The organism is Microcoleus sp. T2B6, from assembly GCF_036700475.1.
Taxonomy (GTDB): Bacteria; Cyanobacteriota; Cyanobacteriia; order Cyanobacteriales; family Microcoleaceae; genus Microcoleus.
In genome coordinates, this window is the sequence record NZ_JAUBOZ010000012.1 from 62075 (window position 1) to 82551 (window position 20477).

General features: G+C 46.1%; 13 protein-coding genes and 2 pseudogenes. 6 read left to right on the plus strand and 9 right to left on the minus strand.

Features of this window, described 5'->3' with window-relative positions:
* Positions 1-269 precede the first annotated feature (269 nt).
* Positions 270-1724, plus strand: a complete 1455-nt coding sequence (locus QUA00_RS08015) for a hypothetical protein (RefSeq protein ID WP_333409277.1) — start codon at positions 270-272, stop codon at positions 1722-1724.
* Between the two features lie 218 nt (positions 1725-1942).
* Here QUA00_RS08015 and QUA00_RS08020 read toward each other — a convergent pair whose 3' ends face one another.
* From QUA00_RS08020 to QUA00_RS08045, 6 genes and pseudogenes are all read right to left on the minus strand, one after another.
* Positions 1943-2722, minus strand: a complete 780-nt coding sequence (locus QUA00_RS08020; protein WP_333048915.1) for a photosystem II S4 domain protein — start codon at positions 2720-2722, stop codon at positions 1943-1945.
* A 238-nt stretch (positions 2723-2960) separates the two neighbouring features.
* Positions 2961-3785 (minus strand): SWIM zinc finger family protein, encoded by an 825-nt coding sequence (locus QUA00_RS08025; protein ID WP_333409278.1) that lies wholly within the window; start codon positions 3783-3785, stop codon positions 2961-2963.
* Positions 3786-3881: 96 nt separating this feature from the next.
* Positions 3882-7160, minus strand: a complete 3279-nt coding sequence (locus tag QUA00_RS08030; RefSeq protein WP_333409279.1) for a DEAD/DEAH box helicase — start codon at positions 7158-7160, stop codon at positions 3882-3884.
* Positions 7161-7368: 208 nt separating this feature from the next.
* Positions 7369-7545: pseudogene (locus QUA00_RS08035) on the minus strand (Uma2 family endonuclease); the annotation flags it as partial.
* A gap of 204 nt (positions 7546-7749) precedes the next feature.
* A pseudogene (locus QUA00_RS08040) lies at positions 7750-8181 on the minus strand (Uma2 family endonuclease); the annotation flags it as partial.
* Between the two features lie 74 nt (positions 8182-8255).
* The gene (locus tag QUA00_RS08045) at positions 8256-8762 is read right to left on the minus strand and encodes a hypothetical protein (RefSeq protein WP_333243511.1); all 507 of its coding nucleotides are present in this window, start codon (positions 8760-8762) and stop codon (positions 8256-8258) included.
* A gap of 289 nt (positions 8763-9051) precedes the next feature.
* Here QUA00_RS08045 and serA point away from each other — a divergent pair, with 289 nt between their 5' ends.
* The 3 genes from serA to QUA00_RS08060 all read left to right on the plus strand — a co-directional run bounded on the left by serA (position 9052) and on the right by QUA00_RS08060 (position 12365).
* A complete protein-coding gene (gene serA / locus QUA00_RS08050; protein ID WP_333409280.1) occupies positions 9052-10635 on the plus strand; it encodes a phosphoglycerate dehydrogenase in 1584 nt (527 codons plus the stop codon).
* A gap of 184 nt (positions 10636-10819) precedes the next feature.
* Positions 10820-11710 carry a 50S ribosomal protein L11 methyltransferase gene (prmA, locus tag QUA00_RS08055; protein ID WP_333409281.1) on the plus strand — a complete coding sequence of 297 codons (891 nt, stop codon included), beginning with the start codon at positions 10820-10822 and terminating at the stop codon, positions 11708-11710.
* 172 nt (positions 11711-11882) lie between these two features.
* On the plus strand, positions 11883-12365 hold the full coding sequence (locus tag QUA00_RS08060; protein ID WP_333141089.1) for a pentapeptide repeat-containing protein: 483 nt from the start codon (positions 11883-11885) through the stop codon (positions 12363-12365).
* Positions 12366-12569: 204 nt separating this feature from the next.
* On the opposite strand, the gene QUA00_RS08065 is transcribed toward QUA00_RS08060, so the two are convergent.
* From QUA00_RS08065 to trxA, 3 genes are all read right to left on the minus strand, one after another.
* A complete protein-coding gene (locus QUA00_RS08065) occupies positions 12570-17681 on the minus strand; it encodes a DNA/RNA non-specific endonuclease (protein ID WP_333409282.1) in 5112 nt (1703 codons plus the stop codon).
* Positions 17682-18344: 663 nt separating this feature from the next.
* The gene (locus tag QUA00_RS08070) at positions 18345-18929 is read right to left on the minus strand and encodes a hypothetical protein (protein WP_333409283.1); all 585 of its coding nucleotides are present in this window, start codon (positions 18927-18929) and stop codon (positions 18345-18347) included.
* Between the two features lie 159 nt (positions 18930-19088).
* The gene (gene trxA, locus QUA00_RS08075; protein ID WP_333409284.1) at positions 19089-19406 is read right to left on the minus strand and encodes a thioredoxin; all 318 of its coding nucleotides are present in this window, start codon (positions 19404-19406) and stop codon (positions 19089-19091) included.
* A 73-nt stretch (positions 19407-19479) separates the two neighbouring features.
* Here trxA and fabG point away from each other — a divergent pair, with 73 nt between their 5' ends.
* Both fabG and QUA00_RS08085 read left to right on the plus strand, forming a co-directional pair.
* Complete coding sequence (fabG, locus tag QUA00_RS08080) at positions 19480-20244, plus strand: 3-oxoacyl-[acyl-carrier-protein] reductase (RefSeq protein ID WP_190742617.1); 765 nt, start codon at positions 19480-19482, stop codon at positions 20242-20244.
* 41 nt (positions 20245-20285) lie between these two features.
* A partial coding sequence (locus QUA00_RS08085) for a hypothetical protein (RefSeq protein ID WP_333409285.1) occupies positions 20286-20477 on the plus strand: 192 nt, incomplete at its 3' end.

A 20477-nucleotide genomic window follows, 5' to 3' on the forward strand; every position in this document is an offset into this window, starting at 1 on the left:
TCAACCGCCGGGTGATTGAAAATTACCGCTTGATGAAAAATCACCGGGTGAAATCTTCAACCCGCGTCGGCGGGTTTCGTTTGTGTAGCCGCGGTTTCAACCGCCGGGATAGATAGATTTATCCCGCGATGATATCCCAATAATTATATCCCAACCTAGAAATCCGGGCGATTGGAAATCCGGGCGATTGGAAATCGCGTCTACACAAACGATGTCCGCCTGCGCGGACTAAGATGGAATTAAAATAATTTATCATCCCGGATTCGACTATGCAGGAACCACCACAAATTAAAAATCCCAGCATTACCCTCTATCCTTTCCACCTGCGGGATGATAGCGACGCAGGCTACGGACAAGTAGCCCGAAATGCTCAATCCTTGTGGGAAAATCTAGCAGATAATGTCGGCAAAGAATTTAACATCAACGAACTAAAATCCCTCAGAGACAAGCTAATTTGCTACAAAAACGGACAGTACCAACCAGACGATAAACAGGAAAATCAGAATAACGGCAAATTACTAAAGCCCGATGGAAAAACTCTTAATTTTCAGCAAATAACTCAGCCAGATAACCAGAAACTTGATGCTTCTATCTATGCCCTGCGAATTCACGACACTTACACCGCAGACTTGACATTTTACTATAAAAATGTCACAATGAAAGTAGCGGAGTTAACTCGATTAAATCCCCAAGGTTGCTTGTTGCCAAATGCAATTAAACCCTCTCTGGGACAAACCTTATTATTATACGCCGAACCAGCAGTTTATGATACTTACCGCAAACTAGCTGACGAATCGGTTAAAGCTTTTGTACAAGATAAACAGCAACCATTAGTAGAGTTTCGCGCCGAAGGAAAGTTATTCGGGAGTCCGATTTTTGAGTATGACAGCCGAGAAGATGATGCGAATAAGCGATGTCACTTTCTAGTATGGTTGCAAGAGAATGCCCAAACTTTGAAATTCGCAACGCTGGCGTTTAATTCTAACTTGATGAATCTGCTGTGTTCTCGCGCTAAAATTGTATTTGTGTATGGCGAAGCTAGGAAAAAGTATCGCCAAGCACAGCAAATAGTCAGCGAGTTAGAAAAGAAGCTTCCCGAATTCAGTCAAATAGAAAGCGAACAAGATAGACAAGTTAAGTTGCAGAAGTTAAAGCAATTTCTGGCTGAAGTCCGCACAAAAATGTTTGATTGTGCTCAGCAAGTGCGGTATTTGAAAGAAGACAAAAATACTATTGACACTAATGCTGAAAATTATGGTGATGCCTTGACAAAAATTAGAAGTTTGTGCATCCCAGGCGACAATCTGGATTTCTTGCAGAAGTTTCTAGATTTGGCTGAGAATAAATATCAGCGGCAAATTGAAATTGATTTAAACTACTTGATTGCTAGTCAAGATTTGTTCCAGCAGTCGATATCCACTGTGCGCGGGATGGTGGAAATCGAACAGGTGGAATTGGACAGGGAACAGGAAGACGGGGAGAAAAAGCGCGATCGCCAGCTTGAGAATATCATCTTTTTTGTGGGAACTGCCATCGGCGGCGGACAAATCTTTTCCGCCGCCTATCCTCTAATCAAGGATACACGGATTCAATGGCAACCCGATTTTTCTCTACCGCTGCATCCCTTTGCTGCGACAATTATCTGGAGTCTGCTGTTTGGCTTACTATTTGGCTTGTTAATGCTGGGTATCGCCGTGTTGGTAAGGAAAACTTTTCCCCGATAATTTGGATTTAGGACTTACGCATAAAACCAAAGAAACCGGGTTTTTCGGGGTTTTTGGGTGGTATAACTTATATGTTGCAGCATTCTTAAGAACAGGCAAGATGCCTGTTCCAAAAAGAGTCAATTTTTTGTGGGGAGTAGGGGTTGGGCATCTTCGCCTCAGCATTCTTAAGAACAGGCAAGATGCCTGTTCCACAAGCCGAAGATGCCGCCCATAAATTACAAATATCGAGTTAACTGCACTCGATAGCGTTCCTTCTTAGTAACAGCAACTTCCCCAATTTCCAATCTTCCCTTGCCCGTAACAGCAATTAAATCTCCCGACTTGACATTATAACTAGCTTGAGTAACGTCTTTCCAGTTAACTCGCACGTCGCCACTATCAATTAAATCGGCCATTTTGCTGCGAGACATTGCGAATCCAGCGGAGGCGACAGCATCCAATCTCATGGATGCTTCAACGGTTGTCATTTCTTTCTTTTTGGGTTCTCTAATTTTGAGTTCGCTCAACTCAATGCGCCGCGTTTGCACAGGAACCGATCGCACTTGCTGCAAACTCATCTCCAAATACTCTACCATCTCCGGCATGACAATGGCTTGCGCGCCGCGTTCTCCCAAAACAATCACATCGCCAGTTTTCTCCCGGACAATTCCCGTACCCAACATCGCCCCCAAAAAGTCGCGGTGAGAAGCTGTATCGAACAAGAAATTGCCAGCGATTTCTACTGCCGCAACGTTAACGCTAGCAGAGTCGATCGGGATATCCGATCGCGCGATCGCAATTCTTTGTCTTTCAGCTTGCGGGTAGCCGCCCCAAGCCACTAATTCCACATCTGTTAAGCGCTTAAATACCGTCAGAGTGTCCGCCAATTCTGGAGGCGACAGAAAATCAGTCAGAGTAACTTCCCAAGTTTTAATTGCTTGTTCCGCTTGGTCGATCGCCCGCGCGACACATTCGCGGTTTTCGATGCCTTTTAACAGTTCTTCTCTTTGTAACATCAGTTAATGCTAGATTCTAATTTGAAATTGCCAAAGTTTGCTGTAACTAAAAAGTCTACTTTTTTAACAGTCGCACTACTTTAATTATAGTCTAAAATCATCAAATAACGATCTTATGATTTTAGTTGCTGCTAAAGCTGATATGATGAGCACGATTATTGTACCAAATCTATGAAGTCTTCGAGTTAAAGTTTTTGCAAGAGCTCGATCGAGTATGGCAGCAAAATTGTCCACCCAACTACTTATTCTTCTTCACCCGCAAATACAGTTCTTCCATCGCCTCAATAAACGAACCATCCTTGTGCCAAAACTGTGGAAAATCTCCCTGTTTCTTCACCACGATCGCACTTACCCCACTTGGCGCTGCCACCTCAATCGTCTGCGGTAATCGCTTCGCACCATGCCAAAACTCTTTCAGGCTGACCGTTTGCGCCTCACTGGCGATCGCCCGCGTGTAATAGGAATCCACCGCCACAGGGGCCGCTGCATCAGCCGTTAACTCTGCAGAAAGCGCCAAGCCCAAAGGCGTTTTTGCTAATTCGCGGTGCAGCACTTCCTTAGAAAGCCCCCGTAATTCAAACAGTAAAAATGGATCTTTGTCCAATTCGGCCGCCACCAAATAATAAACTCCGGCAATATGTTTGCAGGGATTGCTATAGTCTGGGCAAGAGCAAGTAGTCTTAAAGTCCTCGCGGCTGCTGGGTAAAAGGTGCAATCCGAGGGGTGAGAAAGCATTTTCAATATTGTCGGGCATTTCGTTGAGCAGCAGCCGGGAAATGAAGCTGGCTTTTGATGCCATTTGGGCGATCGCCACTTTCCACTTTGCCTGACTAATTGGCTCAAACTCAATTTGAGTTGTGTACAGAGGCTCTTTATAAACCCCAAAATAAGGATTAACCGAGCCTCTTACTTCTGCCATCACTAAGCCATCATTAATCTTAAAGCTTTTTACCTTGTCATTCCTGGCATAGGAACGTCCCCTTCCGAGTCGTCCAGAATCGGTAAATCTTTCCAGCCCATCGATAAATTTATTGCCCCACCAAGTCCGAGTAAATTGTGACATAAGCTGTTCTGCATTTAAATTGTATATTTCGATGACAATCAAAAATCCTCTCCCTCTCTCCCCCTCTCCCCCTCTCCCTCTCTTATGTTGTTTCTCCTAATCTAGAACCGCATTTTTATTGAGCCTAATTAATTTCTTAAATGCCTCATTATCCAACTCAGTCAACCACGACTCATCAGCACCAATAATTGAACCTGCCAATTTCTTTTTGTCTTCAATCATTTGGTCAATCTTTTCTTCCAAAGTGCCAATCGCCACAAACTTATGCACAAACACATTTTTTTCCTGTCCGATCCGAAACGCCCGATCCGTCGCCTGATCTTCCACCGCCGGATTCCACCAGCGATCGAAATGGAACACGTGATTGGCTTTTGTCAGCGTAATTCCCACGCCGCCCGCCTTCAGTGACAGAATAAATACTGAAGGTTCAGACTCTGGATCTTGAAACTCTGAAATCATCCGTTCCCGTTTTTCGCGACTGGTTCCCCCGTGGATGTAGTAAGTGTTGTAATGTAGCGTTTGTTTAATATATTTTTCCAACGCGCTTCCCAGTTCTGTAAACTGCGTAAATACCAATAAACTTTCGCCTTCTGCTTTGACTTCCTCAATCATCTCGATCAGCCGTTCCAGTTTGTGCGATCGCTCTGGTGTAAACTCACTTTCATCCTGCAAAAACTGGCGCGGATGGTTACAAATTTGCTTCAGCTTCAGCAGTGTCGCCAAAATCATCCCCTTGCGCTTCATCCCTTCCGCCGCGTCAATTTCTTGTTCTACCTCTTTGACGATCGCTTCATAAAGCGAAGCTTGCTCGCGGGTGAGATTGCAGTAGAGCTTTTGCTCAACTTTGTCGGGGAGATCCTGAATAATCGACTTATCGGTTTTCAGACGGCGCAGGATAAAAGGTTCTACTAATTTTTTGAGCGCGGCTGATTGTGTGCGACTCCCATGTTTTTGAATCGGTAATTCAAACATTTTCCGAAACTGTGCCTCTTTTCCCAAATATCCGGGATTGAGGAAATTAAAAATTGACCATAAATCCAACAATCGATTTTCCACTGGTGTTCCAGTCAATGCTAGTCGATGGGTAGCCGGTAACTTTAAAATCGCCTTGGTTTGCGCCGCTTTGGGATTTTTAATATTCTGGGCTTCATCAATTACCACGCGATGCCACGCTACGCTGCTCAACAGCTTCTCGTCTTTTCGCACCAAGGTAAAGGAAGTAATCAACATATCACAATCTTGGACGGCGGCTTTGAATTCCTTGGCATCTTGCAAGCGCCCAGGGCCGTGGTGAATCAGCGATCGCAATTCTGGAGCAAATTTTTCCATTTCCTTTTGCCAGTTACCAACTACGGATGTGGGCGCAATTAGCAGCGTGGGTAGAACCGAAGGTGCGATCGCTTTTTCTGTCTCTTTTGTAGTAGATAAAACTTCCCGCTCTTGCAATAATCGAGCAATTACCTGCGCCGATTTACCCAAACCCATATCATCGGCAAGACAGCCGTTTAATCCCAAACTTTCCAAATAACTCAACCAAGAAACGCCGCGCTTTTGGTAATCCCGTAACTTGCCCTGAAACTTTGCTGGATCTGCAATTAACTCTAACCGACTCTTATCGTTCAGCTTCTCCAACATATCTGATAAAGCCCGATCGCGCTCAACCTCTAACTGTTCGCTCGCTTCTCCTTCTGCCGTCAACTTCATAAAGTCAATCAGGCTTAAATCAGGATTCTCTTCGCGATTTTTTTGCCAAAAATTCAGCATTTCCTGCATCTTGTCTTTGTCCAGTTCCATCCATTGTCCTCGGAACTGTACCAGCGGTGTTTTGCTATTTACTAACGCCTGCCATTCTTGTTCGCTAACCCGTTCACCCCCGATCGCCAATTCATATTGATATTCCACCAAGGAATCCGCCGAAAACAATCCTTTTCCCTTGATTGCAGCGCTTTTGCTGCCCTTCCCTTTGACTTGCAGGCGAATCTTCGCCCGTTGTCGTCCCTTCGGCGTCCACCAAGCGGGGACAATCACTTTGTATCCGGCATCTTCTAATACCCAAGCGGACTCGCTGAGAAAGGTGAAAGCATCATCTAAGGTGAGGGTAATGTTAACAGGTTTGTCGGTTTCTAGCCCTTGCCAAAGTTGGGGATAAATGCGGGCAGCGTAGCCGAGATTTGTCAGCAAATGTTGCTCAAAGTTGTCTCCGAATTGTGTTTGCAACTGTTTTTGTTGAGTCGATCGCGATCGCCAATAATCCTGCAACGGCATCCGCAGAGATGGGTCTTTTTTCGCAGCCACCTGAAACTCTAAAACCCAAGGCTGTTCGGGGTTTTCGGGGGATTGTAGTTGAAAGCAGAGGGAGAATGAGTCAGCAGATTGATTGCGCGTAATCCGATCGCGCCAGGTTTGCCATTGCCGGTATTTTTCAAGGCTTACTGGCGCTATTTTTCGTGTTTGGTTAAGGCAGATTTGGAGTAAAGAATCCGCAATCTTATTTTCAAACGATGCTGGGATGGGGGTTTGAGTGACAATTTCCACGATCGCACACTCGGAAAAATGGCGCAGCAACCGTTCGCGATCGTAGAACTTTGGTGTATCTTGTAGCTGGATCTTCCGAAAACCGGACACACAAACTAAAGGCATCCATTCAACATAGCGTTGTAAATCAGTTTCGTACTGTGTTGAAACAATTTCCCATCCCGGATAAATCTCAAAGCTGGGTTCAATTTTGGCAGGTGTTTTTGGAGTTTTTGCAGTTGTTTTGGTTTTTGTCTCGCCCGCTTTCTTACGCCCGCGCGTGGCTTTCTCAGCGGGTTCGGATGTTTCGATGGGTGCGATCGCGATCGGAGCAGTTTCTCGATAGCGCAACGCCGGAATATAATGATCTTTCAGAACAATTTGCTTAAAATTTTGGGTGTAGTGATACCAAAATAGCAAGTCTGAACCAAACTGAACTTCTGCTACATCGTAGAGGGCAAAAAAATGCAGATCGTTCAATACTTTAGTCAAAGTGTGGGTGGCGATGCACACACAATCAACTTGCCAATACTCCAACTCAAATGTTTCGGCTAACTCTGTCTCTAAATATCGCGCTAACTCTAAAGATGGCAACGGCTGGTTGTCGGCAGTGGGCAGTAAAAAATACCGAGGGACGATCGCGTATTCTCGCCCCATCGCACTTGTATTGCTGACTGCTGACAGTTGAATCCCGGCTTCTTTCGTTAGAAACTCTCTTAACTGTGCCGTCTCCAATTGTCGGGGATGAACCTTAGCAGGCTGTTTTTTCTTTTGAGTGGTTTCAACCCAAATATAAAACGTTCCAGGTTGAATAAAATTCTCTTCTGCTTGAGGAATCCAAGTCCCGTGGAGGATTTTCATAGGTTATACCAAACGCAACCTTTGGCAGCCTATCATATCATCAATTAGCGGGAAAAGATAAGACGGCGGTTGAAACCGCTGCTATACAAACGATGTCCGCCGACGCGGACTAAAGAGAATAACGTAATTTTACCGCGCTATCTTTAACCCGCGTCGGCGGGTTTTGCTTGTGTAGACGCGGTTTCAACCGCCGAGTCCTCTTTCCGATTTAGAAAATATCTGTTAAATCCAACACAAAACCGGGTAATACATCTTCACCAGACAGAGTTGCAGGCGAGTCTAAAATTTCCACATCTGAACCTTGACGGGAGATTTCTACTTTTCTATTTTTGCGATCGAGCAACCATCCCAACCTCGCTCCATTTTTCACATACACTTTCATTTTATACCAATTTTTTATGAGGTTGCATAGAATCCGATCCCCCCTAGCCAAGAGGGCGGGCACGGGGAGTAGGGGTCGCACCGCCCCTACTAAGGGGGGGACAAGATTCTTCTCAAAGTCAACCCCTACTCCCCAACAATCAGGGGGAGTAGGGGGTATGCGAGGGGGATCGAGATATGTGCAACTTCACATTAAATTGGTATTAGCCCGCAATTTTTCTAGCGAGTCAGTGGTGGATTCCCTTCGGGATAGCTTCGCTTCACGCAATTCCACCACAAAATCGGGACAAATCGGCGCAAATTTCTCTTTTTGTTCGGGAGTTAAAGCATCCCACTTGTCGCGGCGCACCCAAGCAGCATCGGGAGAAAAGTCTGAACCGTCGGGGAGTTTAAATCCAGTTGAAGAGTCAAAAACAACTCCTAAATTGTTTTGACGACTCCAAGCCTTAAGTTGAAAGTTTAGGTCTTAATTCCGTCTACCCGTCTCGCTACCTGTAGGTGGCATAATAATCAATCCTCCACTAGCAGTCCGTTCAAATCTTAAATCCCGGTTGTCAATACACAACTGAAAAAACTGCTCGTCTGTTAATTCGATCGTTAATTCTAGGGGAGAATGTAGGGGGATAGTTTGTGATTCCATAACTTCCTCCAAATATTACACGATTTGAATGTCAACAGTCAACAGTCAACAGTCAACTGTTAACAAACAAATAACTAAGTCTCTGTATAACCTTGGATATTTTCCGGTTCAAACTGCTGCAAAATCTTCGCAGCTTTCCCAGTCAAATCATCAGTACCCTTAACCGCAATCAAAAATTTACCCGCATTCAAACGGTTGCGGTAGGGCAAAGCATCGCCACTACCAAAAGCCATACCGCCCGCGCCTCCAACAAAAACACTGCCCATCGCAGCGGCGATCGCACCGAGTACGCCGCCGATCGCGTGATCGCCAATTTCCCCCGCCCAGGCAAAAGTCTTCAACTGAGTAATCAAGCTGAAAGTAACCCCAGCAATAAAGCCAAAGGGAATCAGCCAAATAGCCATGAGTTTAGCTTGTTTCTTCGCTTGCTGGTTCGGGTCGATCAAGCCAAATTCATCAGCAGTTTTGTAGCCGCGGCCCAAAATACTCACTTGCTTCATAGGCAAGCCTTCTTTTTCGAGAGCACAGTAGGCAGCTTCGGCTTGCATTCGATCGGGCAGTACGGCGATAAGATAATTCATTGAGAATAATTCCTGATAGTTAGGCTGAAATAGCCAAAGTCTATTATAGACCGAAAAGACATACTAGCTAAGCACTTGGGGGATTTTCAGACGGTCAGAGAGTCCGATCGCCCCGAAACCTAAAATATTTCAAGCAAAAACGGTCGGTCAAGACCGAATGCAGATACAATTCAAACTGCACAAACGCAAGCTTGAGCTGAGCTGTTAGATACTGCCCCTGGTTTAAGCCTCAACTTTGTGCTCGCCAACGCGCTTGCCTATTTTTACTAATTCCACTCAATTGCTTGCTATGCCTAAAGTTCTAGTATCCGATCCGATCGACCAAGCCGGAATTGACATCCTCTCCCAAGTCGCGCAAGTTGACGTAAACACAGGACTCTCAGCCGAAGAACTGGTACGAATTATTCCAGATTACGACGCTTTAATGATCCGTTCTGGCACCCAAGTTACCAAAGAAATCATTGAAGCCGGGAATTCACTTAAAATTATCGGCCGAGCCGGCGTCGGCGTAGATAATGTCGATGTACCCGCCGCTACCCGCAAAGGAATTGTAGTCGTCAATTCCCCCGAAGGCAACACGATCGCCGCCGCCGAACACGCCCTCGCCATGATGCTCTCGATGTCCCGCCACATCCCGGAAGCTAACGAATCCGTCAAAGCGGGTAAATGGGAACGCAACCGCTTTATCGGCGTAGAAGTTTACAAAAAAACCCTCGGCATCGTTGGTTTGGGCAAAATCGGCTCCCACCTCGCCGCCGCAGCCAAAGCAATGGGCATGAAACTGCTGGCCTACGATCCCTTCATTTCGACCGAAAGAGCCGATCAGTTGGGCTGCCGCTTGGTAGAACTCGAACTGCTGATGCGGGAATCCGACTACATCACCCTGCACATCCCCAAAACGCCGGAAACCCTGCACTTAATTAACGCTGAAGTGCTGTCAAAAATGAAGCCCACGGCCCGCATCATAAACTGCGCCAGAGGCGGCATCATCGACGAAGCAGCCCTCGCAGAAGCCATCAAAGAAGGCAAGATTGCCGGCGCAGCTTTGGACGTTTACGAACACGAACCGCTGGAAGCTGATTCCCCGTTGCGGAGTGTCGGTCAAAACATCGTTCTGACGCCCCACTTGGGAGCATCCACAGCGGAAGCTCAGGTGAATGTGGCGATCGACGTGGCTGAACAAATTCGCGATGTACTGTTGGGGCTGCCCGCGCGATCGGCTGTCAACATACCAGGAATTTACCCAGACTCGATCGAAAAACTCAAACCCTACCTGCAACTCGCCGAAACCCTCGGCAACCTCGTCAGCCAGCTAGCCGGAGGCCGAGTCGATTACCTCAACGTTCAACTGCAAGGCGAATTGGCCAGCAACCAAAGCCAGCCCGTAGTCGTGGCCGCCCTCAAAGGCCTGCTCTCCCAAGCCCTGCGAGAGCGCGTTAACTACGTCAACGCCAGCATTGAAGCCAAAGAACGCGGAATTCGCGTCGTCGAAACCAGAGACGCCTCAATTCGCGACTACACCGGCTCCCTGCACCTCTCGGCCAAGGGAACTCTCGGCGAACACACCGTGACAGGTGCAGTCCTCGGCGAAAGCGAAATTCGGATTACCAGCGTTGACGATTTCCCGGTCAACGTTTCCCCCACTCACCATATGCTGTTTACCCTGCACCGCGATATGCCGGGGATTATTGGCAAAATTGGTTCCCAATTGGGCAGTTTTAATGTCAATATTGCCAGTATGCAGGTAGGCCGTAAAATCGTGCGAGGCGATGCGGTGATGGTTTTGAGCCTCGATGACCCTCTACCAGAGGGGATACTGGCCGAGATCCTAAAAGTTCCGGGAATTCGGGATGCTTACACGGTAAATCTTTGACGGATTTAGGAGTTTAGATTTTGGATGCCAGGGCTGATAATTGGTAATGGGTAATTGGTTATTGGTCATTGGCCTGAAAGCGGGAATTTTTCTATTAGCCAATCCTCCTTCCTCACTCCCCAGTTCCCAGTCTCCAGTTCCCCTGGGCCAATCTAAAATCTAAAATCTAAAATCTAAAATCGTTATGGCACATAGCTGGTGGGAAATTAGAATTCTTTGCGATCCGGCGCTGGAAGATATCATCTTTTGGCGTCTGGAACGATTTAACTGTCGGGGAACTGCTACGGAACTCAAAAGCAATTCCTGCCTGATGTCGGCTTATTTGCCCGAAGAACAGGCAGGATTGCTGGATTTGGCCGCTCTGTCTCTGTGGCTGCGCCAAGATGCTCTGTGTGCAGGTTTGCCCATACCCGCGATGCAGTGGGATTTGATTGAAGACGAAGACTGGGGCAGCACTTGGAAGGAGCACTGGCAGCCTCAAGAAGTGGGCGATCGCTTTTTAATTAACCCGGCCTGGCTGCCCCTACCGACTGATACCGATCGCGTTATTTTGCGTTTAGATCCGGGTGTGGCTTTCGGTACAGGTGCTCACGCCACTACTCAACTTTGTCTGGAGTCGCTGGAAATGCGGCTCGGTTTTGATGACAAAGAGTGCATCGTTGCTGATATCGGCTGCGGATCGGGTATTTTGTCGATCGGCGCGGTGTTGTTGGGCGCTACAAAAGTTTATGCTTTGGATACTGATCCTTTGGCAGTGCGATCGACCATTAGCAACAGACTACTCAACCGCGTTAATTCTCAGCAGTTGGTTGCAGAGCTCGGAAGTATCGATCGTTTGAAAGAAATGGTCGATGAGCCGATCGACGGTTTGATATGCAACATTTTAGCAGAAGTAATCATTGATTTAATCCCGCACTTCACTGCAATTAGCAAACCCACTACTTGGGGCGTGCTCAGCGGCATTTTGCTCGAACAAGCTAAGCCAATTGCTGACACTCTCGAACAGCATGGCTGGATTGTCGCTACTCTGTGGAAGCGCCAAGATTGGTGTTGTTTTAATATTCGGCGCAGTTAGCGTTTTTAGATTTGAGAGTTGAGATTTTAGGACTGTTGTATTCATTCTGAGCCATCTGGATTACTTGGTATGCGATCGGGTTCAACCTCTCGCACAGCTTGATATATTTATTGATAAAAAGTAGAAGTAATCGCGCTATTATCAAAGTATAAACAGCTTGAATAAGAAAGCTATGGACGTTGAAGAACTATATAGACGTTACGCTGTCGGAGAGAGGGATTTCTCTGGAGTTGATTTAAGTCATGCTGATTTAAACGTTGCTGACGTGGGTGATATTAGAGACCTCCCACCAGGTCAGAATGAGTTGAGTGGTATCAATCTCAGCGGTGCTAACTTGACTAGAGCCGATTTGAGTTTTGTTAATCTCAGCGGTGCTAATTTGAGTAGTACGAACCTTGAATCTGCTATCCTATTGGGTACTATATTGATTGCTGCCGATTTGAGGGACGCTATCTTAGATTATGCCGAACTGGGAGGCGAACTGGTTGATGCCGACTTGAGAGAAGCCAACCTGCATTGTACGCGATTGATTGATACTAACCTGACTAGAGCCAATCTAATGGGTGCAGAATTTGCAGCCACCGGAGAAGGTCGTGTGATTTTCTGCAATACCATTATGCCTGATGGTACTATTAGGAATGACGATTGCTCCTAAAGGGATTGATAGATCGGTTTTGCTGGAAAAGGGTATTGGAGATGGTAGGATATACTTTGATTATCTCATTAGCACGGTCTAAGATTGATTTGATATAAGAAAAAGTCAAATCAGCTTCAACTCATAGACTTTATTAAAAGTCAATAGCCTGGTATGCTAAGCAAGCTTTCCAGGCTAATTTGTTTGATGTCTATACGATCAGCCTTATGATTCGATTATTTCCTCTATCTCGTCTGGAATATTTGAGAAGAAGTCAAGCTCAGTCAACTCCTCAATTTGGTTAACAGTCAGTTGCCATGTTTGCCAATTTCTCCAAGCAGCTTTGTTTTGTATGTCTGGAAGACTTAACCCCAACAAAGTATTGAATGGGTGAGGAACTGGAAGTGGGAAATCTCCATTCGCATCTACCGATCCATTTGGATTAGTTGGGACGTGAGCTGGTTCAACCTCGTTGGGTGTCAAAATGCCGTAAGTTGTAGTGTTAGCAATTGTGACATTAGCAGGATTCAGTCCTGGTTGCTCTAAATCCAGTACGACCTTCCAAGTCCAACCAGGAATATTGATTCCTTTGCTTGTAAGAATCTGGGGATTTGTTAATCTGCTGGGTCTTGCTCTATGGCTTATACGTTGAGGATTTAGATTGCTTTCATAACCCCCAGCGACAACATAAAGCTCTTTTGAGTCAATATTAGTAGTGGATGCAAGCAAATCATCAAAACTCGTCCATGCTGGACTTTGCGGATTTTCATCTAGGCTGAGATCGTTGTTATCTTGATGCTGTGGAACTACATTCGTCATCAAAAAAGTCGCTATGTTGTCCTTTTCACTATTAGTTCGCTGAGACGAAGGTAGCATATGACCCCTTGAATACAAACTGTTGCTGTAGTCCTCATTTTTGACCCGACCCCAAGTTTCAGGAATACTTTGATCTTCGATAAATCTGAGATTTGAGCGCGCAACACTACCCAGCCACTTTTGATTCAGTTGCCAACTTACCCATTTAGGAGTTTTACTGCTGTCATCATAAGCAGTGGCAAACTGTGCTTTCTCTAGCAAATAGTTATTGCGCTCCGCAATAGCAAGATCAGTTGTGTTCCTGGCATCTGAGGGATTTCCAAACAGTAGATGTTGGCTTTTGAAAAATACATTATCTAAGTAAACATTACCGCCACCAACAACTTCAAACTTCAGAGTTGCTACTTGACCGCGCAAATTGTCAGGCACCTCTACTTGGAAAGTCTCAAACCCTTGAATTCCATAATCAATCCTTTGTGTATCTGCTAAATATGCACCTCTTGTACGATTCGCTCGCCTCAAGTTGATCGATGATGAAACGCCTAAAGGACTTCCATCTGCTGCTGACAAAGTGACCAAAACTGTTCTGCGTCGATCTCGATCCACCAGTTCTGTTTCGGGAACATGGAGGTCAAATCGTAAATTCCCCCACTCAGGCACAACAAAACGGTTGTGAGTAATACTTTTACCTGATTCTAGCTTCAGAGCATAATTTGCTTGAGTTCGATCGACCCCAATCCTATCGAGTTCCGCGTGCAAAGCCGGAGCCTCTGTTGCAGATAGCTGATTCACATCAACGAGATTGCTGGTAGACACACTCGCTGACGTTTCGCCATTATGAAAAGACCAACCAGGAATCGCATTAGAAAAAATAGTCCGATTACCACCCTGCGGATTGAAAACCGCATCAAAATTGCCGTTAAACAAAGTAGGAACCGCAGCATCTCCCCGCATCCTGGCATCATAAGTATTGTCAAAATCTACCGGGATACGCTCTACATTCGTTTGGGGACGAAACTCCTTTCCGCCACCCAAAACCGAATAAAACCACCCCGTACCAATTCCTTCCCAAGGAGCAGCATCAACACCATGCTCAAAACTGTCTTCCGGCGTATACCAAGGGCTAACGCGAGCGGCACCTGTCAAAACAGTAGCGCCAAATGAAAAGTCCTTATCGAACAAAGGTTCGCGATACCCATCGCCGCGTCGGCGGAAAAGAGGATTAGCATCTAAGTTTTCATCGAACGGGAAGTTAGTTGGAAACAAATCTGATGTCCCCCCATACCAACTCAAAACACGTCCGTGTACAGCTCCCCTTCCAGCAATACCAACAGTAGGATCGGTTTCCTTCGTAAACCCAGCACGACTGTTGTCATAATCTGGGTTATTTTGATTAGTTCCCAGAAAAACAGACAAATCCGGTTCTCCCAACAGCGGAGCAGTAGCATCGGGATTTTCTGACCTCCAACCTTCTCGCGGAAACTGAAGTCCGGGGGCTGTTTTTCCATCTTCAGTAGACGGAAGATTGGGAATATCCCGACCCGCAGGCGAAACCGTACCTCCTGATAAATCCGGTACTGTCTGATAGTAATTATCCGCAAAAGTGACATTTTCCCAAACCTGAACCTTCGGTTCGCGGAAATCGCCGAAATTATCTGTCACTACATTTAGCCCCGGTTGGTCGAAATCGTGGGGGTCTAAAGTTGTCATCTGAAGGTCGCGAATATCAGAGTTTTCTTTTCCACCAGCTTCAGGAAAATGAGTCCCCAAACGCTGAATAATTTCGCTGTTAACAACTGTTCCCCGACTGAAACCAACAAAATGCAGCGGTGAATTGAAAATTGCTCCTTGTTTTGCCGTGCTATTTTCATCAATGAACAGTTGGTCTAACTGCACGATGGAAGCAAAGAAAGTATCTGCCACTGCTTCGCTAAAACCTGAATCAGGAGCTGCCGATTCATTATTATTCGACCAGTCATTCAGCAGCACTAACGGTTGATTGTTGTCAAGGTATGGAGCTATGTAACTCTCCAACTTGGTGAGATAGTCGGCGTCATTTTCTGGATTCTCACCTGCTGGGAAATCTGGCGCAACCGCTCCATATTTGGTGACAGGAACCCAATAACCAGTAGCGAGGTCGTACCTCATCATCAAACCGTTGTCCTCAGCACCTGCATTGGCAATACTATTGCCCAGTTGGTAAAACTCTGAAGGAATTCCAGGGTTATCAAAAAAGGGAGCACTAAAGGGAGGCTTGAAGCCATGAGTCAGCACAGTTACGCTGGGGAAGACATCATTACCATCATCGGGCTCGGTCAATATTGGCGTCCAAAAATCGCCAAACTCTATGTTCCGGCTGCCATTTTTATTCCAAGCTTCAACAGCCCAATTGTACTCCTGACCCGCTGTCAAAGTGAGGTTGTCAGGTAGCGTGAAGCTGGTATTTGTACCTTCAATAAATGTTTGCCCGCCATCCAAAGTCCACTTGCCAATGCCGTCATCACCTCTTTGCCAAGTTGCAGTTAGAATTCGGTTGGGGTTGAAGTCGTTCTCTTGGCTGCGGTAAAAAGAAGTATTCCAAGGTTTTGTCAATAAGTCCAACTGTTCTGGTTTGCTCAATCCTTGATTGAACAGAAATTCATTGCCATTCGGGTCTGGTAAATCGACAACTTCATCCCACGGCAGCAGTCCTTCACCTTCATCGAATACGCTGAGGAAGAGGTTAACTTCTTCTACATTTTCACTCGGCAATTCGTCAAATTCCCATTCAAAAGTAGGAGTCAAGTCATTTGAACTATCCCCTGGCCCTGTTAAATCCAACCAATCCAGCGGTGTCGCCGCCAAACCGCGAGAGTTAGTCGCAGAAACGGGAGCTCGCTTGCTACCAGGCGGCACGCCGTAAGTATACTGGCTGTTCGCATCAATCAGAATCTGGAAGTCAGCAGCAACACTAACCGCTGGGTTAATATTATCAATGGGCACTGTGGAAAGGTCAGCAACCGTAGCATTTCGTGCTGTAGTGCTGTCAAACAAAGGCAGCCCGACACCTCGACCTTTAGCATCAATTTGAAATTGAGCGGGGTTGGTCACTGTTTTGACGAATTCTTCAGTGTCAAAAACATACACCTTGCCATTAGCACCGCTCAAATTGGGATAGGAAGCATAGAGGTACTTGCTATTACCTGAAAGCGCTAAATCAGTAGCAAATCCGTCGGGAATTGGTCGAGTTGCTGCTACTAATTGCGGATTTGTCAGCGGGTCTTTGATAATGCCGATATTGCTACCGGCCCGCGGGTCTCCATCCACGCTGGGCAATTCCTGACCGAAAAATTTCGTGTCCGCATTGCGACCCACAACAAACGCATAGCTAGCATCCGGTAAAACCGTTACCGAAACTCCCTCATTCACATCGAAGTAATCAAAAGTTGAACCCAGCCCTAAACTTGCATAGCGAGTGGTAGCAGCAAAACTTACCGGGTCATTATTAGTAATATCCAGTACGCCAAATCCTTTGCTATCTTTGCCGCTGTTTGTGAACGTCATTTTCAGCGGATCGACCGTAGCAGCTAATCCTTCTAACCCTTCATCAGCCGTTACAGTTCCGATTAATTGATTCCACTTTCGGGGGTTCTGACTTGGATCGCGGGGTCGGTCTTTGGGGTCAATATTCACAACGTAAATCTGGCTGTTTAACCCATTGGGCGCGGTAACGAATAGCTTCTTGCCGTCGCTGCTAATTGCCATCTGTCGCAAACCGCTAGGTGCTGCACCAACTGTGATAGTTTGGGTAACTTGGTGATACTTGGAGGAGAACGGGTTGATATCGAGAACGTAGATGGAATTGCCGCCAGCTTTGCCGTCAGCAATGTAAGCGTATTGGTCGCGAGAATCAAGTACAATTGAACGAGGCGTTGCACCGCTAGGCAAATCGATCGGATTGATGCCAGCTATATCGGCTTTGGTGTCTATTTGCTGTCGGGTTATCGGATCGACTAAAGCGACTCGACCTGAAGCTTCTAGAGGCACGTACACGCGAGAACCGTCGCTAGTTACAGTCAAATCTCTGGCTCTATCTAGTCGATCGTCCGTACCTACAGCAATGTTACCAATTAGCAAGTCGCTGCTGTTCGTTGTCGCCACAACAGATTCGGGGTCGGAACCGTTGAGTACGGCGATTCTATCCGCTGTCCACTGGGCCCCAAAAACATATTCTGTATCGTTTTCAATCCGGTAGGAATTGCTGTTGTAGAGAATTTCTGTTGCTGGTTCTGCCGGATTTGAACTGACTTTTTCGTTCTGTTTGCGACTGAGGACAATTCGGGAATCGCCCAAGGGTACGGTGTCGGGAACTCTGACAGCTACTTCAAATTTATTGTCTGCTAATTCGCGACTGAGGTTGGTTAGTATTGTGCCTTCGTAAGCTTGGTCACCAACATAAAATTTTACCACTAAATCGCTAAATTGGCTACCTTTGGGGTCGCCAAAGTTGTCTGCTAAAACGTTGCTTCCCGTCAGAAACAAAACTGGTAGATTGTTCTCAAAAGGTTGATTGTTTGCGTCTTTGAATTTGACTTCTGCACTTTCAATCAGTGGAGGATTTTTGGGATTTGCCGCATTTGGAGCGAGTTGAGATGCGCGTCTTTCCGCAAAAATACCCTCTTTACCGAAGTAGTCGATTTGTCTTTCGTTTACAGGTTCGCCAGTGAGAGTATCGAGTTCAAGAGATTTTTTTACGGGGGGGTAAAACTGAAATCCTTTAATGTGGGGCTAAAATTGATGGATTTGGAGGAGATTGTGGTGTCTTCGGGGTTATTGTTAAAACTGTCTGGAAGTCCGGGGAGTGCTGGCTCTGGGGTAGGGCTGCTAAGGGCTTGAGGATTGAGTAAGTTTGCGGTATTTAGGTCGAATTCAGGTATTAAGGTCGTTTCACCAATAGGGAACGGCTCTTGACTGTTGAAGGGCGATTTATTGGAAAATTTCATTAAGATGCGAACAAGCGATACAGTAACTTGTTGTGATTCTTAGTATCTCACCATAGGAAAATTGTTTTTGTCAAGCTGTTGAGGCAGAAATGTGGGTTTTTGTTATAAAACTTTACATTGTGTTCTAGATTCCCAGTACGATCGCACAATTCCGCCAAAACAATCTCGATAATCCGGTGAGAGAGCAATTGCAGCAGAATAATTAAGAACGAGAAACTAAAGAACGGACGTAAAAAGACACCGATCCAATTAAGTAAAAAATATTCACCAAAATCAACAATATCTTACCAATATAAGAGTTAACAAAACCAAAAACCCGGAAAGTTGACAGCAGCACTAACAACATTTCCACCACAGAAACAATTGACCCGTAGTGCTTCCTATCCCAATAAGAAAACGGACTGATAAAACGGTAATTGCTGAACGGAAAAAAGTGTCGGTGAGCGTCGTCATTGTGGACAGGCAAATCTCCCAGAGAGTGCAGGATCATGCTGATAAACAGAATTTGCACACTTTGCCAGCCAAAGTAATAAGCAATTAGCCAGCCAATAACCGCCAGAGGTATAGAATGAAACAGAGCCACAATATCTTGCACAAAAGGCTCATAATATGCTTTTGACCAAATTGTAGCTGCGGGCAAGCGAGCAATGTATTTCGCCCAAAAGTAAAATAAAAATATTGGAATATCCGGCAAAATTCCGCCAATGACAATAATGAGATTAGCTTGCGGCAGTTGCGGTTTGCCGAGAATTGCCAGATTGATAATAGCGTGGCTGGGAGTCTTCATCAGTAGGGTGCGTCAACTAGGATTATCTTATTCATAATGAATCAGATATTAGACATCTCCCATAATTGTTGTGGAACAGGCATCCTGCCTGTTCTTGAATATCTTTTGGGGAGATGTCTATTAGGTGACGCACCCTACGTGTGAGATAATTGACTCCAGTTACAAGAAAGGTTGCACTCGATCGATCAACTGCGCCGCTTGCACCACTCCCTCAATGCGATCGACCTCAGCGCCATTTTTGAACAGCACCAAAGTCGGCAAAGCATAAATGTGATACTGCGACGCCAACTGGTCGTACTTATCCGTGTCAATTTTGACAACCATCAGCTTGTCTTTCATCTGACCACTCACTTGCTCCAAAATCCCTGCCATCATCTGACAAGGCCCGCACCAAGTAGCATAAAAATCTACCAACACCGGCAAGTCAGAGCCGGATACTAACTCCTCAAAACTGCTGAACTGTTTTTGAACTGCCATAAGACAAAATAATTTTTTGGGTTCTGGCTCGATTTTAGTGCAAAATTCTCTGGTAGATTGCGAGGATACAATTATGGAACTATTACCAGAGACTTTTCAGAGATTGCGGGGTCAAGTTGCTGTCGTGACCGGTGCGTCGCGGGGAATCGGCCGCGCCGTTGCTTTAGCCCTAGCGGCAGAGGGCGCTAAAGTCGCCGTAAACTATGCGAGTTCGAGTGCTGCTGCTGATGAGGTGGTAGCAGAAATAGTCGCTGCTGGAGGAGAAGCTGTCGCACTTGCAGCAGATGTCTCGAAAACTGACCAAGTAGATTTACTCACCAGTAATGTCATGGAAAAATGGGGACGGATTGACATTTTGGTGAACAATGCCGGCATTACTCGCGATACTTTGCTGCTGCGGATGAAGTTGGAAGATTGGCAAGCGGTAATTGATTTGAATCTAACCGGCGTGTTTTTGTGTGCGAAAGCTGCCAGTAAAATCATGCTGAAACAGCGAAGTGGCCGAATTATTAATATTGCTTCGGTTGCTGGACAAATGGGCAATCCCGGACAAGCTAATTACAGTGCGGCGAAAGCTGGGGTAATTGGATTTACTAAAACTGTGGCGAAAGAGTTGGCGAGTCGCGGGATTACGGTGAATGCGGTTGCACCGGGTTTTATCACTACAGATATGACTAAGGATGTCAAGTCTGATGAGATTTTGAAATATATTCCGCTGGGGAGATACGGGGAAGTTGAGGAAGTTGCGGGGATGGTGAAGTTTTTGGCGGCAGATGCGGCGGCGGCTTATATAACGGGGCAGGTTTTTAATGTGGATGGGGGGATGGTAATGGCTTAGGATTTCGGGATTTTTTTAACCGCAGATATCGCACAGGCAAGATGCCTAGATATCGCACAGGCAAGATGCCTAGATATCGCACAGGTAAGATGCCTAGATATCGCACAGGCAAGATGCCTAGATATCGCACAGGCAAGATGCCTAGATATCGCACAGGCAAGATGCCTGTGCCACGCGGATATCTGCGGTTAAATTTATGTCTCTTAAGCTGTTCTCCATTTAAATTGTGTGTC